12 protein-coding genes and 6 tRNA genes are annotated in these 15,813 nt (G+C 40.9%); 8 read left to right on the forward strand and 10 right to left on the reverse strand.

What is annotated here, in order from left to right:
• Positions 1-5: 5 nt before the first annotated feature.
• Both Q0779_RS00910 and Q0779_RS00915 read left to right on the forward strand, forming a co-directional pair.
• Positions 6-3,518, forward strand: a complete 3,513-nt coding sequence (locus tag Q0779_RS00910; RefSeq protein ID WP_298768553.1) for a PilC/PilY family type IV pilus protein — start codon at positions 6-8, stop codon at positions 3,516-3,518.
• Between the two features lie 34 nt (positions 3,519-3,552).
• Positions 3,553-3,948, forward strand: a complete 396-nt coding sequence (locus tag Q0779_RS00915; RefSeq protein WP_298768555.1) for a type IV pilin protein — start codon at positions 3,553-3,555, stop codon at positions 3,946-3,948.
• A gap of 267 nt (positions 3,949-4,215) precedes the next feature.
• On the opposite strand, the gene Q0779_RS00920 is transcribed toward Q0779_RS00915, so the two are convergent.
• A complete protein-coding gene (locus Q0779_RS00920) occupies positions 4,216-4,725 on the reverse strand; it encodes a GspH/FimT family pseudopilin (RefSeq protein ID WP_298768557.1) in 510 nt (169 codons plus the stop codon).
• 308 nt (positions 4,726-5,033) lie between these two features.
• Between Q0779_RS00920 and Q0779_RS00925 the strand changes: the two genes are divergently transcribed.
• A complete protein-coding gene (locus tag Q0779_RS00925) occupies positions 5,034-5,372 on the forward strand; it encodes a P-II family nitrogen regulator (RefSeq protein ID WP_298768559.1) in 339 nt (112 codons plus the stop codon).
• 155 nt (positions 5,373-5,527) lie between these two features.
• On the opposite strand, the gene Q0779_RS00930 is transcribed toward Q0779_RS00925, so the two are convergent.
• From Q0779_RS00930 to Q0779_RS00955, 6 genes are all read right to left on the reverse strand, one after another.
• Positions 5,528-5,603: transfer RNA gene (locus tag Q0779_RS00930), tRNA-Thr, on the reverse strand.
• A gap of 35 nt (positions 5,604-5,638) precedes the next feature.
• Positions 5,639-5,714: transfer RNA gene (locus Q0779_RS00935), tRNA-Phe, on the reverse strand.
• A 26-nt stretch (positions 5,715-5,740) separates the two neighbouring features.
• Positions 5,741-5,816: transfer RNA gene (locus Q0779_RS00940), tRNA-Thr, on the reverse strand.
• Between the two features lie 38 nt (positions 5,817-5,854).
• Positions 5,855-5,930, reverse strand: a tRNA-Phe gene (locus tag Q0779_RS00945).
• A 13-nt stretch (positions 5,931-5,943) separates the two neighbouring features.
• Positions 5,944-6,019 (reverse strand) — tRNA-Thr (locus Q0779_RS00950).
• Between the two features lie 26 nt (positions 6,020-6,045).
• Positions 6,046-6,121: transfer RNA gene (locus tag Q0779_RS00955), tRNA-Phe, on the reverse strand.
• 340 nt (positions 6,122-6,461) lie between these two features.
• On the opposite strand from Q0779_RS00955, the gene Q0779_RS00960 reads away from it, so the two are divergent.
• Positions 6,462-7,013, forward strand: coding sequence for a cytochrome b (locus Q0779_RS00960; RefSeq protein ID WP_298768561.1), 552 nt, complete (start codon positions 6,462-6,464; stop codon positions 7,011-7,013).
• A gap of 71 nt (positions 7,014-7,084) precedes the next feature.
• A complete protein-coding gene (locus tag Q0779_RS00965) occupies positions 7,085-7,660 on the forward strand; it encodes a YceI family protein (protein WP_298768563.1) in 576 nt (191 codons plus the stop codon).
• 76 nt (positions 7,661-7,736) lie between these two features.
• Here Q0779_RS00965 and Q0779_RS00970 read toward each other — a convergent pair whose 3' ends face one another.
• Complete coding sequence (locus Q0779_RS00970; RefSeq protein ID WP_298768565.1) at positions 7,737-8,339, reverse strand: XRE family transcriptional regulator; 603 nt, start codon at positions 8,337-8,339, stop codon at positions 7,737-7,739.
• A gap of 196 nt (positions 8,340-8,535) precedes the next feature.
• Here Q0779_RS00970 and Q0779_RS00975 point away from each other — a divergent pair, with 196 nt between their 5' ends.
• Positions 8,536-9,693 (forward strand): benzoate/H(+) symporter BenE family transporter, encoded by a 1,158-nt coding sequence (locus Q0779_RS00975; protein WP_298768568.1) that lies wholly within the window; start codon positions 8,536-8,538, stop codon positions 9,691-9,693.
• 148 nt (positions 9,694-9,841) lie between these two features.
• A complete protein-coding gene (locus tag Q0779_RS00980) occupies positions 9,842-11,224 on the forward strand; it encodes a Na+/H+ antiporter NhaC family protein (protein ID WP_298768571.1) in 1,383 nt (460 codons plus the stop codon).
• Positions 11,225-11,297: 73 nt separating this feature from the next.
• Here Q0779_RS00980 and Q0779_RS00985 read toward each other — a convergent pair whose 3' ends face one another.
• Positions 11,298-13,475 (reverse strand): M4 family metallopeptidase, encoded by a 2,178-nt coding sequence (locus tag Q0779_RS00985; protein WP_298768573.1) that lies wholly within the window; start codon positions 13,473-13,475, stop codon positions 11,298-11,300.
• 615 nt (positions 13,476-14,090) lie between these two features.
• Positions 14,091-14,969 (reverse strand): NAD(+) kinase, encoded by an 879-nt coding sequence (gene nadK / locus Q0779_RS00990; protein ID WP_298768575.1) that lies wholly within the window; start codon positions 14,967-14,969, stop codon positions 14,091-14,093.
• Between the two features lie 106 nt (positions 14,970-15,075).
• On the opposite strand from nadK, the gene grpE reads away from it, so the two are divergent.
• Positions 15,076-15,705 carry a nucleotide exchange factor GrpE gene (grpE, locus tag Q0779_RS00995; RefSeq protein WP_298768577.1) on the forward strand — a complete coding sequence of 210 codons (630 nt, stop codon included), beginning with the start codon at positions 15,076-15,078 and terminating at the stop codon, positions 15,703-15,705.
• Positions 15,706-15,813 lie beyond the last annotated feature (108 nt).

A 15,813-nucleotide genomic window follows, 5' to 3' on the forward strand; every position in this document is an offset into this window, starting at 1 on the left:
TGTCAATGAAAAGATTAACCCCATTAATAGCGGCAAAAAGCGTCTATTTCATTTTATTTTTCATTATTTCCCCTCTTTCTTTTGCTGATGATACCCAGCTTTATGTGTTTGAGTCTTCAGCTCGCTCGGGTGTGCGGCCGCAAGTATTAATTGTGTTTGATACTTCCGGCAGTATGGGGGATAGCGAAGAAACGGAGACGCCTTATGATAGAGGAGAGTCATTAACCGCTTCAACCAAACTTTATTATGCAAAAGGCGGAGGGGAGGTGCCTGCACTTAATAGCACAAATTTCATACTCCATAGCAATAATGGTTGTAAGGCTTCCTATTCTTTTTTAGAAGGTTTTGGTTTCTTTACTGGTTTTATACGTGAATACACCTTTGTGGGGGACAGTGGTAGCTGGTCAGAGTTACCTGATGAGCTTGCAAGTAGTATTTACACCACTGATTGCTTTGAAGATTTTGAAAACAGTGAGGCACTTGAATTTATCAATGCCAGTGATATGGCGCAAGGGTTACCTGTGGATAGCTTAGGCTCTCAAGCCTCGCCAGTCCCTTATACCTATGTCAATTCAAGTTCCTCAGACGCTGATATAGAAAGTGCGCTGAATAAGGCGAAATTGACTAATTTAGGGATAGGAAAGTCAGTTACTTTTTATACTGAACGTTATGTGACTTGGTATCACAGTGATAATGTCACTCAGACGTCAACAAGAATGGATATTGCTAAGCGAGTCATTGAAGATACCATAGTGACGACCCCAAGTGTAGATTTTGGTTTAGCGGTGTTTAATGCCAATTCTAATAGAGGTAGAAATCCTAAACATGGTGGTAGAATCATATCAGGGATCAAGCGCTTAGATGCTAGTGGTAAGCAAGCATTAATTAATACGATAAATAGCTTAGAGGATGATGGTAGTACGCCGTTATGCGAAACCTTGTATGAAGTTTATCGTTACTTTGCTGGTAAATCAGTTGAATACGGAGATAAAGATAATAGATCAACACCTAGCCGAGATACCAGTATAGAGTTGGATGGCAGCTACATTTCTCCCTTCGATGCCAGTCAGTGTGCGAATCGTGCCTATGTGGTGTATATCACAGATGGTGAACCAACCAGTGATACCCATGCCAATACAAGTATTGCTGGTTTACCTGGTTATCGTAGTGGTGAGATTGTTGATGGCAGTTATTTACCAGCTTTAGCGGGGATATTAAATCGTGAAGATGTGAATACCAACCTTGCGGGCGAGCAATATGTCACGACTTTTACCATAGGCTTTAGTGAAGGGGCTACCGATGCGGAGCCGATATTACAAGCGGCGGCAGATTATGGCGGCGGATTGTACTTTGCCGCTAACGACGCGTCTCAATTACAAGCGGCATTGCAGCAAATTTTTTCACAAATTCTAGAAGTTAATGCCAGTTTTACCTCACCTTCCATTGCTAGCAATAATTTTGATCGTACTCAAACTTTTGACTCTGTTTACTATGCGATGTTTCTCCCCAATAAAGGCCCAAGGTGGCGGGGTAACCTGAAAAAATTTAAGGTGACCAGCACAGGGGATATCGTTGACAAGAATGATACACTGGCCATAGGGCCTGATGGAAACTTAAGATCATCAGCATGTTCCTATTGGACAGCCAACAGCACTTGTAGTGCTGCCAGTGGTGGGGGAGACGGTAATGATGTGCGTATTGGAGGGGTTGCTGAGCATTTAGCGTTAAATAGCAGTCGTCTGTTATATGGTGATTTTGGCAGTACTGGTGCCTTAATGGCATTTTCAAAAGCGAATGCGGCTAGCCGTGCGGGTAGTGAAGATGACTTAGCCAATTACATGGGAGTGGCGCGATCTCAATTAGATGAATTGTTTAATTGGGCACAAGGTCAAGATGTCGATGATGATGATAATGATGGCAGTACCTCAGATAATCGCTTAGATATCTTTGGCGATCCATTGCACTCTAAACCGTTAGCCATCAATTTTGGTACACATGCTGAGCCTGATTTACGTATTCTTGTAGGAACCAATCACGGGGCCTTGCATATGTTCGCAGACACGGGAGATGACGTGTTCGAGTCTTGGGCTTTTATGCCCTATGAGTTATTACCCAATTTAGTGGATTTAAAGGTGAATGTGCCAACAGGGGTACACTCAGTTTATGGACTCGATAGTCCTGCTGTTGCTTATGTGGAAATGGGGGGGGAAGGGGTAGAAAAAGCATGGGTATTTTTTGGCATGCGCCGAGGTGGGAAATCCTATTATGCATTAGATATTACACAGCCTGATAGCCCTAAAATGATGTGGAAAATAGATTCTGGAACAGCGGGAATGAATGAGCTTGGGCAGACTTGGTCGCAACCTGTGATTACTTTTATTCCTAAAGCCAGTATGGCGCTTGAAAGTGAGGGGATGTCACCCGTATTAATTGTGGGGGCTGGATACTCTCCAGCAACAAAAGATGGAGCCGAGCAAGGTACACCCGACTCTCAAGGGAGAGGGGTATTTATTATCGATGCCAAAACTGGTGAGCTTATTCATGCTTTTGGCCATATGACGGGGAGTAAAGTGACAAACATTCCGACACTTGTCGACAGTATACCCAATGCCGTTGCAGTATTAGATGCGAATGGCGATCAGTTAACGGACAGGATTTATGCATCCGATACCGGCGGGAATATTTGGAGGATGGACTTACCCACTAGCGATCCATTCGATAGTGAACATCCTTGGACCGCTTTTAAATTTGCTGAGTTAACCCAAGAGGGGCTAGAGAATGATAGGCGTTTTTATTCAGAGCCCGTTGCTGTGCAAACTGTTTTTACAAATATATCGGAAGTCACTATTGAAGAAGGCGGGGAGACAAGCACGACAGTAACGTATCAAAATGTGCCCTATGATGCTGTGGTGATAGGCTCTGGACATAGGCCTCAGCCTTCAGACTTATCAAGACATGATAAGTTTTTTACTTTGCAAGATCGTAATGTGGTGACGCGATCTTTTGTTGACTATGACGATACTCCTGCGCCTATTAGGCTTGAAAACCTCTATGATGTGACTTCCAGTCCTCCTGCTAACCAATCAGAGCATGTGGCCTTTGGATTAAAACGAGGCTGGTATTATCATTTTGCTGATGAGGGAGAAAAAAGCTTAGCAGCAGCAACAATTGTGGATGGAACCGTTTTTTTTACCTCTTATGTTCCGGGAGATTTAAGTGACTCTGATCTGTGCCTAATATCAGGGATGGGGCGTTTATATGGTTTTAATTTGCACCGAGGTACTCGGGCTTATACGCATGAATATTTAGAAATGGGAGAAAGGGTGCCCGATACACCGCAGTTGGTTATTCCTGCAAATGGAAGTGATGACAGTTATATGTATCTGATTGGTATTGGCGCCGCGGGAGAAGAAATGGAAAAAGTTGATGATCCTCTCGATGTCTGTCCGCCTGAAGATCAGCAATGCATAGGAGGCCAGCCAGGTGTCAATCTGATTTATGTGCATGGACACGAGTAAAGAGTGATTAGAATTTGTGGGTTAAGGAGTGAACATGCAAGTGCGTTATTATCGATATGGATATTCTTTAGTTGAATTAATGATAGTTGTGGTGATTATTGGGATCTTAGCGTCGATTGCTTATCCTATGTATACAGATTATATGGCGCGAATGGCTCGCAGTGAGGCCATTACGGCATTAACGCGTTTGAGTAATCTACAAGAACAGTTTTATTTTGACAATAAAGCCTATACAACAGATTTAACGGAATTGGGTGTCAATGCCAATCCTTATATCACTGAAAAAGGGTTTTACAGTATCAGCTCCACGGGAACGGCTGGCTATACATTAGTGGCAACAGCGCAGGGGCTGCAAGCATTAAGAGATAGTGATTGTGATGAAATAATGATGACTTTTGAAGGGAGTCGTACGCCTGAAGCTTGTTGGTAATACCAATTCTATTATATAGATGATCAATTCAGAGCTTCTCAGGCTTTTCAATTCAAGGCGCATTTATTGAGAAAGGGCTATTCCCTTTAAAATGAATGCAACGCTGAAGTGGAATGTCTGAGAAGCTCACTTTGTGCGGGTTTCAACATACTTTATGCTGTGTTAGATGCTTTCGATATAGAATCACTATTAGCTTCAATCATCAGCCTTGCCTACAGCATGTTGAACTCCCGCTGAAAGATCACTTATACAATAGAATTGGTATAATTATTCACACTGAATATTCGTGTCGCTAGAAAACCGCACGCGGCCTGATTGACTGATAATAATGGCTTTAGAGTAACTGCTTTTTGGATCGCCTGGGCAATATTTGAGGGTGCCATTTGTTCCCGATGCCGTTCCATTATTTTGAAAACGGATGGAAATGCGATTAAAAGTCACAAAGTCAGCATCATTAAATTTTCCGGTCGTGTAAACCAGCGTATCATCACCATCGAGTTTATTCGCTTCATTATCATCAAAGAAAACATCAAGTCCTTCATGCCATTGATTTGAACAGATATTATCTGTCAAAGGGCATACGGTTACTGTTTGCTCATAATTCATAGCTTGATTGCGAGCCAATTGTAAGCTTTGTAGAATATGACGAATATTGGAGTCTGCCCTTAAATGATGATAAATCGCCGTTAAAGAAGGCACAGCCACGACAATGAGCGTGATAGCAACGGCTAAAACGGTCATTAATTCAATAAGGGTGAAACCCTGTTTCATTTTCATAGACTGATGCAACCTTGAAGGAAAGAGGGGGTAGTGTCATTTTTGTACAGATTTTGATAATGATCTTGTTAGTATTAAGTATAGACAAGATGTCGATAAACTTAGTGAGGTGACAAGTTTAGGGATTTGGATTTAACACTTGAAATAATTAAGTTATTGATAATAAATGTTTTAACTTTCCTTTTTTTAAGGGGTAATAGGCTGAATTACCCAATGGCTAAGGCATAAGAGGCTTTAGTGTTAACTGCCATCGTGTTAAGCTTAATGGCGGATGATTCCCTTATTTAGCTAGATGACAGGAGTGTTTGATGAAAAAAGTCGAAGCCATTATTAAACCGTTTAAACTCGATGATGTGCGCGAATCGCTTGCAGAAATTGGAATAACGGGAATGACTGTGCTTGAAGTCAAAGGCTTTGGTCGACAAAAAGGTCACACTGAGCTTTATCGTGGTGCAGAGTATATGGTTGATTTTCTTCCTAAAGTTAAAATTGAACTCGTCATCCAAGATGAACAACTCGAGCAAGCTTTAGAAGTGATTGTGGACACAGCAAGAACGGGTAAAATTGGTGATGGTAAAATTTTTGTGACCGATATTGAACGAGTGATCCGTATTCGCACAGGAGAAGAAAACGAAGAAGCGGTGTAGTCATGATTATTGGCTATCGCGAATAAGGTATTACTGTTTATGTGTATACAGTTATCCTCCACAGTGGGTTAATGACTCACTGTGGAGGATAACTTTAAGAAAGAGATAATAAAAAACCACTTTTATAAGTGGTTTTTTATTATCTCTTTTAGATATGGTACCGGCACCAAGAGTCGAACTCGGGACCTACTGATTACAAGTCAGTTGATCTACCAACTGAGTTATACCGGCTTTTTAATAAATTGATAAATCAATTTATATCTAGATGGTGCCCGAACCCGGAATCGAACCAGGGACACGAGGATTTTCAATCCTCTGCTCTACCGACTGAGCTATTCGGGCTAAATTTTTTAACTTTAATTGAGAAGTGGTGCCGGCACCAAGAGTCGAACTCGGGACCTACTGATTACAAGTCAGTTGCTCTACCAACTGAGCTATGCCGGCTTATTTTAATGAGCTGATAATTCAACTTATTTTAAATATGGTGCCCGAACCCGGAATCGAACCAGGGACACGAGGATTTTCAATCCTCTGCTCTACCGACTGAGCTATTCGGGCTAAATTTGAGAATTGGTGCCGGCACCAAGAGTCGAACTCGGGACCTACTGATTACAAGTCAGTTGCTCTACCAACTGAGCTATGCCGGCTTACCTTACACTCGTTTCATCAAAAGTGGTGCCCGAACCCGGAATCGAACCAGGGACACGAGGATTTTCAATCCTCTGCTCTACCGACTGAGCTATTCGGGCATTTTTTGACTACACACGATTTGCTTTTCAGCATCTCGTTTTGGAGTGCGCGTATAATATAGTGGCGATCCTTTCGCTGCAAGTCCTTTTTGTTATCTCGTTACTATTCGATTAGTTAATATGCAAAGTGTGTTTTTTATGATCCAATTGATGGTTTTTTAATGGAATGAAGTGAGTTATTCAATAAGACTACTTCGTTAGGAAGGGGAATGTTTTTGTTATTAACTTGAAATAATCAATCTGTCTTTCTAAAAAATCGAATTTAATCTTCTATTTTTATTGATTTTAATTTGATAGTTTCTCGGTATGATATCGAAAAGTGTAAAACATAAGGCATGGTATGTTTCGAAATACAAGCAGTAGATATGGTATTGTCACTATCATTGTACATTGGGTGAGTGCATTTGCCGTGATTGGACTTTTTTGTTTAGGATTTTGGATGGTGGATTTAACCTATTACAGTACTTGGTATAAAACTGCGCCACATATTCACAAAAGTCTCGGTGTTTTGTTATTGTTTCTGACCATTTTGCGCTTGGCTTGGCGATGGGGAAACCCTAAGCCCTTGAGTGATGCTCAACATAAGCCATGGGAAAGAAAGATTAGCCATTATGTACATTTATTCATTTACTTATTTATGTTTGCCATCATGGGTAGTGGTTATTTGATTTCAACAGCAGATGATAGAGGTATTTGGGTGTTTGATTGGTTTGAATTAGCCAGTCTAGGGCAATTATTTAATGATCAAGCCGATATTGCGGGTTTAATTCACCAAGTATTGGCTTATAGCTTAATCGGGCTAGTGATCCTTCATTGCCTGGGTGCATTAAAACACCACTTTGTCGATAAAGATAACACTCTCATGAAAATGTTAAAAATAACGTCTAAATAAGACAAGTGATAAAAAGGTTAAATGTAAAACAAATTAGCTTGAACCAACTGTAAATATTTAGGGATTTTAATATGAAAAAGCATTTATTATCAATGACATTATCTACGTCATTATTATTTGGTGGTATGGCGCAAGCTGCTGACTATGTCATTGATACTCAGGGCGCGCATGCGTCAATTGAATTTAGAGTGAGCCATTTAGGCTATAGCTTTGTCGTGGGTCGTTTCAATGAGTTTGAAGGGGAATTTAGTTTCGACAAAGATAAACTAGCCGATGCTAAAGTGAATGTGATTATCAATACTGCAAGTGTTGACTCAAACCATGCTGAGCGTGATAAGCATTTGCGTGGTGGTGATTTTCTAAATGTGGATAAATTTCCTAAAGCAAGCTTCACGTCCACATCAGTTGTGGATAAAGGAGAGGGAAATTTCATCATTAATGGGGACTTCACGTTAAATGGTGTCACCAAACCTTTAGCGATTAAGGCTCATGAAATCGGTGAAGGAAAAGATCCTTGGGGGGGGTATCGTGCAGGATTTGAGGGAACCACCGAGTTTGCGCTTAAAGATTACAATATTAAAATGGACTTAGGCCCCGCATCGAGTCATGTTAAGTTGGATTTAGTTGTTGAAGGAATTAAACAATAAACGAGTGTTATGCAGATAAAGTATCAGGCATTCATACGCTTATTAATATAAAAAAGGCCCATTTAATGGGCTTTTTTTATGGGTAGTAAATGATGTTATGGAAAACCGCAGGAGCTTGGGTCACATTTCGATAACCATGTGATCGATCTGCATTAAAGCGGATGCTGTCTCCTGTCATTAGCACTTGCCAATTTCCTTCTATGAACAATTCCATTTGTCCACCAATGACTAAGACATGTTCAATCACACCTTGTGCGTGAGCTTGAGAGCATTTTTCAAATCCTGCTAATAACGTTAGCTCAAAAACTTCAAATTTTAGCTTAGGATCAAAAGGAAATAACGTAGCGACTAACATGTCATCTTGAGTTTGTTGACGCCTTAACTGATTGGCTTGGCGAACTATGGGGGTGTGGTGTATTGATGTGTTTGCTTGATGTTCATGTTGGTTTGTTACTTGCTCAACAAGCTGTTCCGGTTCAAGTAATTGTGATAATGAGAGCTGCATACCTGTGGCAATTTTCCAGAGTTTCGCCACCGTCGGACTGGATTCTCCACGCTCAATTTGACCTAGCATTGCCTTACTGACGCCGGTTTCTTGCGCTGTTTTATCTAGACTCCAGTGTTTTTGTTGTCGATAAAATTTAAGCATTTTAGCTAAGTGTTGATTAGGATTCATCATTAGTGATCGTTTTTTTAAGCTTGTTGTGCGTTATAACGTATTCATGTTAGCCTTGTCCAGCTGTATGTTATAACGCACAAGATAAGTATAGACTGAGTCTTGATCGTTTTTATCAGTGTATGAACAATAATTGAGTAAAATGATTATTGAGTCTTTAAATGTAATTAATTGATATTTATAGTAAAAAGGAATAATTATGGCGTTAAAAGATCAACTCTCCCTAGCTTTATCTGGCGCTGTGACAGTGATTGTTGCTTATGCCAGCTCTGCGGTGATAGTGTTTAATGCCGCGCATACGGTAGGCGCATCTGCCTCTGAAATAACCTCATGGATGTGGGCACTCGGCGTTGGCATGGGTTTATCAAGCTTATTCTTATCGTTATATTATAAGGTGCCTTTACTCACTGCGTGGTCAACTCCAGGGGCTGCACTTTTGGTGACCAGCTTAAGTGGTGTGAGCTTAAACGAAGCCATAGCCGGTTTTTTGATGTGTTCATTACTCATTACCTTATGTGGCGTATTTGGCTTAATGGATAAGTTAATGCGGTTTATTCCTCAATCGCTTGCTTCAGCCATGCTTGCAGGCATATTGCTTCAGTTTGTATTGAATATTTTTGTTGCGGCGCAAGCCCACCTCGTGCTGATTTTAACCATGTTACTTTTCTATTTGTTGGGAAAATATCGCTGGCCAACATTTAATATTCCTTTAGTGCTCATTGTGGGGATTGTGGTGAGTGATTTTTCAGGAGAGTTGTCTTTCAACACATTACATTGGCATTTAGCGACCCCCGTTTTTATTGAACCGACATGGAGCTATGCGGGGTTAATTGGGGTTGGAGTGCCCTTATTTATTGTCACCATGTGCTCTCAAAATTTACCCGGACTGGCTGTATTGCAAGCACATCGTTATTCCGTGAACGCTTCTCCTTTGATCACAACAACGGGACTCACTGGCTTATTTTTAGCCCCTTTTGGCGGTTTTGCCTTTAATCTAGCCGCTATTACCGCAGCAATTTGCATGGGAGAAGAAGTTCATCCCAATAAAAACAAACGTTATTGGGCTGCGGTATGGGCCGGTGGTTTTTACCTGTTATTGGGATTATTTGCTGCAACGGTTGCACAAATATTGCAGCTATTTCCTAGTGCGTTAGTGATGGGGCTTGCTGGCCTTGCTTTATTAGGCACCTTTTCCAGCAGCTTATTAACGGCATTAGAACACAAAGAAATAGGCGCTTTATTCACGTTCGTCATTACGGCCTCTGGAGTGACGATTTTACATATTGGCAGTGCTTTTTGGGGAATAGTGATAGGGATAGCCATTTATTACTGTCTCGACAGAAAGTCTCTAAGTTAGCTGATTTTTATTGACATGTTATCTATGGCGATTTATTTTCCAGTGCGGTAGTTTTAAATTAAGAACAATGGCTTAAAAAGCCATTGTTCTTAATTTATTCATAAAATGAGTTATAGACTTAGAAAAATAATACAGAGAGCAGTTCGTTATGCCAGAGCCAAGTGTGATTAGCCTTATTCCGCCTGTGGTGGTCATTGCTTTAGCGATTGGGCTACGTCGCCCAATTTTATCCTTAATAATGGGGTCAATTATTGGACTATTGTTAATCAACCCCAGCCAAGTGCTTGTTAATTTCTCTCAGATCTCATTAAAAGTGATGGCCGATGAAACCATAGGTTGGCTTATTCTTGTTTGTGGCAGTTTTGGGGCCCTTATTGCGTTATTAGTGCGTACAGGGGGAGCTAGTGCTTTTGGGCGATATGCATTAAAGTTTGCTCGCGGTCAAAAATCATCGCTCATGGTGACATTTTTTCTTGGAGTGATTATTTTTATTGATGATTATCTGAATGCATTAACGGTTGGATCTACTATGCAAAGAGTGACGGATAAATTTCACGTTTCTCGAGAGATGTTAGCTTATGTGGTTGACTCAACTGCTGCGCCCATTTGCGTTTTGGTTCCTTTATCGACTTGGGCTGTCTTTTTTGGTGGGCTCTTAGTCGATAATGGTATTGCGGCTCAAGGTGAGGGGCTTCAGGTTTACATGCAAGCCATTCCTTATATGCTTTATGCATGGCTTGCAATAATGGTGGTGTTATTAGTGATCATGGGCATTATCCCAGCAATTGGGACAATGAAAACGGCACAAGAAGCTGCTTTATCGGGAAAATTTATTGCCAATGAATTAGATCATCATGATGTCACAACAGCGGATGAATATGCACTTAAAGCCATAGAGGAAGAGTTTGAGCAGGCAGATCCCCATGGCGCTTTACATAATTTCTTTGTGCCTATTGTATTGTTAGTGGGTTTTTCTGTGTATTTTGATATTGATATATGGTTAGGGTTACTGGCAACCTTGGCGATAACAATCCCGTATTATTGGCTACAAAGGCTTATGCCATTGTCAGAAATGATGGAGCAAATGTTAGATGGCTTTAAAAGCATGTTGCCTGCTATTGGTACGGTTGTGGCTGCATTTATTTTCAAAGATGTTTGCGATAACTTATTCTTATCACAATATGTTATTGAATCATTATCACCGCTTATGACAGCACAATTTTTACCAGCGGTAGTGTTTGTTGCCATGGCATTATTAGCGTTTGCGACAGGATCGAGTTGGGGGATTTTTGCTGTGTCTATTCCCATTGTGATGCCATTGGCACAGTCGGTTAATGCGGATCTTCCCTTAGTCATTGGTGCATTATTGTCAGCATCATCTTTTGGCAGCCAAGCATGTTTTTATTCGGACTCAACTGTTTTAGCAGCCCAGGGAGCAGGTTGTAATCTATTGAGTCACGGCTTAACTCAGCTTCCTTATACCTTGATTGCTGCTGCGCTGGCTTTTGTCGGATTTATTTTATTGGCTTAATATTTAAAAATAAGCTAATAAAAGCAGGTAAAAAGAGCAGCTAACGCGCTGCTCTTTTGTTAAGTTCTAATACTTAAAATGTCAGGCTCCAGCTATTAATGGTGCCTGTGTCCCACCGAGCACTATCAACCGCTTTAAGCTGCCAATTGCCACCGACATTATCACCACTTAAATTCAGTGAGTAGGTTTCATTGATGTCACTACTGCTTCCCCCTGAATTGCTGTGCAGATTGAAGCTCTCACCACTGGGACTGGTGAGTGTCACAGCAAGATCGCCAATATAGGAATGGCTAATACTGACGTTAACACTGACACTTGAAGGGGTTGTGTCCAATGTCACATCGATATTGCTGGTGGCACCTGCGCTGTCGTTATCGGGAATAGAAACAGAGGTATTATTCTCAAATTTATCTCCGCCACCATTGTCATCCCCGCCGTCAAAGCTTGCCACTAATGTGACGCCAGCATAGCTGGAATAACCATTGAGCATCACATAATAACGAACGGTATCGGGAGCCGGTACACTGCAGGTTTCATCGTTGCCATTTTTATAAGGACGACAATCATAGCTGCTAGTGGTCGGTTGGCTACCGGATTTTAAATACAGATCCGCATCGCCGCTACCACTGCTCATTTGTACATTTAAGTTCGTTGCGTTTGCAGGTACATCAATAAAATAATGGGTTTGTGAACTGCTATTGCCTGATAAATCAGCAAGCGCTACGCCGTTAACAAGTTCGACAGCTTCGCTGGGAGGAGGGGTATCTCCACAGCTGGCATTGACGCCCACTTGGTTAAAGGCGTTGATCACGTCTGCAGAGTCATAACCTAAATCGTCAGCTGCTTTTTTGGCGCCGCAGCCACCTTCATCAAAGTCTGAGTTGGATGTCCAATAAAGTTGATTGGCTTTGACCATAATGGCGAAGGCTTTTTTCGTATCCCAACCTGTTGTGTTGGCTAGTAAGTAGAACGCTTTATTAAACACACCGCTAGAATAGTGAACATTCATCCCAAAAGAATAGTCATCGGCATGACCAATAGAGCTACCATCTAAAGTGGGATCTGCAAAATAACGCAATGCGCCATCACTCTTAAAAATTTGTGCACCCACTAGCCAATCATTGCTGCCATACATGAAAAACTCAGCTGCCTCACCCGCCATATCAGAGAAAGCTTCATTCATACCGCCTGAACGGTTTCTGTACACCAAGCCTGAATTTTGTTCTGTAAAGCCATGGCTCACCTCATGAGCAGACACATCTAAACTCACCAATGGGTAAAAGGTATTGGCGCCATCACCAAAAGTCATTGCCGAACCGTCCCAGAAGGCATTTTCATAGTTGCTAGAGTAATGAACCCGCATGGTTAATTGAAAGCTTAACGGTGCGGTGCCATACCAATCATTGTACATATTGAACACCACACCGCCAAAGAAATGAGCATCATTTAACGGCGCAAAAGCACCATTGATACTTTGAAATGCATTACGTGGGCAGGTGAAGCTGTGTACGGTTGAACCGGATGTTGAACCGTTAAGGTTAATGGTTTTGACATTATCGTTGTTCATGGTACAGGTATTACCTGACTGTGTAACATCTAGAAAGTCATAGTCAGTACCATATTCATATTCACCGGTTTTGGCGTTACCGCCTGGTCCTGTTCCGATAAGGGCATGATTAAGTCCATCCCATTGCTCAAGCACTTCACCAGTATGAGCATCAATCATGGCAAAGGGGCGGCTCGGATTGTGACCTGCATCAAAGAAAGACACTTGGTAGACTAATCGTGCCCTATTGTCTGTATCCATGTAAATAAACAATTGGCTTTGTTTGTTCTCAATATTACCGGACAATAAATGTTGCTGGAGTAAAGTGTCAAAAGCTTGAGCTGAGGTGAGTTTTGGTGTGGTACTGGTGAGATCAACGTTTATATTTTGTAATGTAGTGGCAAATTGTGCTTGTTCAATGTTCCATTCATTAGCTTGCGCAACAATATTGGCATCATATACTTCGATCCCTTGATAAAGTTGTTTGTACCTAATTTTTTCTTTTCCATCAGCAATGGCTACGCGACGGACTTCTTGTACTTGGTATTCATCATTTAAATTGAGTTGTTGTAATAAAGAAGAGCTGTCTATGGAAGTCGAGTTGTTGATATTATTGTCTGAAAGTGAGTGCCATTGCGCAGCCTGAGCAGACATGCTTAATCCAATAGCGAATGCAAGGGGGGTGAGCTTATAAATAAGCGACATAAATGTAGATCCTTTAATAGAAAGTAGGCGTTAAAGTGTCATTGGCTAACTCGACCACGCTTTGATTAAAGACATCCACTATCCTGAGCTGAGCTTTGTTATCTATGTTGAAGTCCATAAAATTTGTATATAGTAAAAAAGTTGTAACTTGATAAAGATCAAGTTGTTATCTATAAATGAGCTCATTCTAATTTATTATAATATATATCCATAATATATGTTTGGTTATCTTTTGTTAACTAATAATTAAATTTATGTTAATAATTATTTAATTTATTGTTTGGTGGTTTTTTGCTTGAACTCATGACGATAAAAGTGGTTTCTTATTTTTTACTGATTGTTTTAAAAGTAAAAAATAACAAAATTTAAGATTAAAGAAGGTGAGCGTGCTGTGAGAAAGACCTGACAGTAAAAGCCGTTTCTGAAGATGATAGACTATATTGGCATATTCACTTGATTATAAAAATGCACTTTTACGACATATGTTTTAAAAAAAGTCTCTATCTTATTGTTATACTTTATTAAGGTGACTATTTATTCGATTTTGAAAGTAAGTATAATCCCAATAATAAGGGCAGCAAAGCATTGTTAAAGTTACTCTTTACTGCCCTTATTTTAAAATAACTTACTTCCCCATCCCAGTTTATTTCTCAGCACATGAAAATAACTGTGTCCTTTGGGGTGGATGAGTTTTAAAGTATCCTCGCTTCGCTTGATGATAATTTTATCCCCCGGTAAAACAGATAAATGCACATGGCCGTCACAGCTCACTTCTAAATTATCACCGTTGTGGGGTGAAACAACTAAGGTAATGGTACTTTTGGCATCAACCACAATAGGGCGGCTGGATAAAGTGTGTGGAAACATAGGCACTAAAATCATCGCTTCTAAATTGGGTGTTAAAATGGCGCCACCTGCCGATAAAGAATACGCGGTTGAGCCTGTTGGTGTGGCGATGATCATGCCGTCGGCGCGTTGACTGTACATAAATTTGTCGTCGATATAGACTTCAAATTCGATCATATGGGCTATTTTACCTGGGTGTAAAGCCGCTTCATTGACTGCGGTATTACAAGATTTGAGTTCGCCGTGGCGATGAACTTCAGCCTCCAATAGGAAACGGTGCTCGGTTTCAAACTCTCCTTGAAGCACAGGTTGTAATATATCTTCAAAACCTTCTGGTGGAAGATCGGTTAAAAACCCTAAATTACCACGATTGACACCAATGACACAGATATCAAATCGAGACAGGACTCGCGCCGCACCCAACATATTACCATCGCCACCTACAACAATGGCTAAATCACATTGCTCACCCAGTTCGAGCAGATCAACTGCTTTCACTTGAGTGTCTATTTCATCAGCGACTCTATCTTCAACAAGAACCGTAAAACCTTGCGCGCATAACCACTTAATCAAGCGTTTTAGCGTGAGGTGGGTACCATGATGATTGGGTTTACCGATCAGACCGATCGTTTTAAACTGACTTGTCATAACATATTTGATCCTTTGTTCGCAGTATAGACCTTGAAACCTTAGAATAGATCCCCATAATATGCTCATAACTTGCAGAAACAAAGCATTTTTAGTCGGAGCAGAAATGAGTAAAGAATCGAATAAAGCTGAAAACATTCAAGCAGAAGAGATTGAAATCGTGTCAGAAGACGTGTTGGAAGGGGATCTGATTAACGAAGCTGAAGAAGCGGCAGAAACTGAAGCAAGCTTGATGGATGAATTGACTCAGGCTAATTTTCGCGTTGAAGAATTAGAACAAGCGTTAAAAGCGGCTGAAGCAAAAGTAAATGAGCAAAAAGATTCTGTTGTACGCGCAGCCGCTGAAGTGGATAATATTCGTCGTCGTGCGGCTATGGATGTTGAAAAGGCGCGTAAATTTGCTTTAGAAAAATTTGCCAATGAATTATTGCCTGTACTGGATAATTTAGAGCGCGCATTAGAAGGAACAGATGCCGAAGCCGAAGTTACCAAGAGTCTTTATGAAGGTGTTGAGCTAACCCTGAAAGGTTTTGTGGCAGCGGTTGATAAGTTTGGTTTAAAACAAGTGAGCCCTCAAGGGGATGCGTTTAACCCAGATTTGCATCAAGCTATTGGTATGCAACCAAGTAGCGAATTCCCTGCTAATACGGTTATGGCTGTGATGCAAAAAGGTTATGTGCTCAATGAACGTCTATTGCGCCCTGCCATGGTGATGGTGTCGCAAGGCGAAGCGTAATCAGTGAGCCTTATGGCTCTTGATGAGAATACAATAAAAAGCCAGTTAATTGCGATTAACTGGCTTTTTTGTTGCTTAATGGGCTATTGATTAAAACTGCTACCTACA

It is taken from the genome of uncultured Shewanella sp. (assembly GCF_947491715.1).
In the GTDB taxonomy this organism is placed as follows: domain Bacteria; phylum Pseudomonadota; class Gammaproteobacteria; order Enterobacterales; family Shewanellaceae; genus Shewanella.

Excerpts from the sequence above, each read along its gene's own strand:
- Q0779_RS00910 (WP_298768553.1), top strand. The coding sequence starts at position 6 with ATGAAAAGATTAACCCCATTAATAGCGGCAAAAAGCGTCTATTTCATT.
- Q0779_RS00915 (WP_298768555.1), top strand. The coding sequence starts at position 3,553 with ATGCAAGTGCGTTATTATCGATATGGATATTCTTTAGTTGAATTAATG.
- Q0779_RS00920 (WP_298768557.1), bottom strand. The coding sequence starts at position 4,725 with ATGAAAATGAAACAGGGTTTCACCCTTATTGAATTAATGACCGTTTTA.
- Q0779_RS00925 (WP_298768559.1), top strand. The coding sequence starts at position 5,034 with ATGAAAAAAGTCGAAGCCATTATTAAACCGTTTAAACTCGATGATGTG.
- Q0779_RS00960 (WP_298768561.1), top strand. The coding sequence starts at position 6,462 with ATGTTTCGAAATACAAGCAGTAGATATGGTATTGTCACTATCATTGTA.
- Q0779_RS00965 (WP_298768563.1), top strand. The coding sequence starts at position 7,085 with ATGAAAAAGCATTTATTATCAATGACATTATCTACGTCATTATTATTT.
- Q0779_RS00970 (WP_298768565.1), bottom strand. The coding sequence starts at position 8,339 with ATGATGAATCCTAATCAACACTTAGCTAAAATGCTTAAATTTTATCGA.
- Q0779_RS00975 (WP_298768568.1), top strand. The coding sequence starts at position 8,536 with ATGGCGTTAAAAGATCAACTCTCCCTAGCTTTATCTGGCGCTGTGACA.
- Q0779_RS00980 (WP_298768571.1), top strand. The coding sequence starts at position 9,842 with ATGCCAGAGCCAAGTGTGATTAGCCTTATTCCGCCTGTGGTGGTCATT.
- Q0779_RS00985 (WP_298768573.1), bottom strand. The coding sequence starts at position 13,475 with ATGTCGCTTATTTATAAGCTCACCCCCCTTGCATTCGCTATTGGATTA.
- nadK (WP_298768575.1), bottom strand. The coding sequence starts at position 14,969 with ATGACAAGTCAGTTTAAAACGATCGGTCTGATCGGTAAACCCAATCAT.
- grpE (WP_298768577.1), top strand. The coding sequence starts at position 15,076 with ATGAGTAAAGAATCGAATAAAGCTGAAAACATTCAAGCAGAAGAGATT.